The organism is Mesorhizobium sp. M1329, from assembly GCF_040318035.1.
Classification (GTDB): domain Bacteria; phylum Pseudomonadota; class Alphaproteobacteria; order Rhizobiales; family Rhizobiaceae; genus Mesorhizobium.
Window position 1 is genome coordinate 1 of sequence record NZ_JAMYLN010000094.1, and the last position, 765, is coordinate 765.

At 65.2% G+C, this 765-nt stretch carries 1 pseudogene; it reads right to left on the reverse strand.

What is annotated here, in order from left to right:
- Positions 1-765, reverse strand: a pseudogene (locus NKH21_RS32710) (IS3 family transposase); the annotation flags it as partial.

Sequence of the window (765 nt, forward strand, 5' to 3'; positions counted from 1 at the left end):
CGTTCGAGGTGAACTCGCTGCCATTGTCGCTGACGATCATCCTCGGCCGGCCGCGCTCGGTGATGAGCCGGTCCAATTCGCGGGCAACCCGCATGCCCGAGAGAGACGTATCAATGATGAGTGCCAGGCACTCTCTCGTGCAGTCGTCGACGACGGCCATGATGCGGAAGCGGCGCCCGTCGGTGAGCTGGTCCGATACGAAGTCAAGCGACCAGCGCTCGTCGGGCCTCAGCGGCACCAGCATCGGCGCCCTGGTCCCGATCGCCCGTTTGCGGCCGCCACGGCGGCGAACGGCGAGCTTCTCCTCCCGATAGAGCCGGAACAGCTTCTTGTGGTTCACGACCAGGCCCTCCCGCCTCAGCATCACGAGAAGACGCCGGTAGCCGAACCGGCGTCGCTCCTGCGCGATCGCCTTCATCCGCTCGCGAACCTCGCGGTCGTCCGGCCTGCTGGTCTCGTAGCGAACCGTCATGCGGCAACAGCCGATGGCTTTACACGCCCGCCGTTCGCTCATCCCGAAGCCTTCCTTCAGGCGAGCGACAGCTTTCCGCTTGGCCGCGGGCGTCACCATTTCTTTCCCACAAGATCCTTCAACGCCGCATTGTCGAGCATGGCGTCGGCCAGAAGCCGCTTCAGCCGCGTGTTCTCGTCCTCCAGCGCCTTCAGTCGCCGAGCCTCGGAGATATCCATCCCGCCGAAGCGGGCCTTCCAGTTGTAGATCGAGGCGTCGCTGACCCCGTGCTTGCGGCACAGATCGGCAACCGA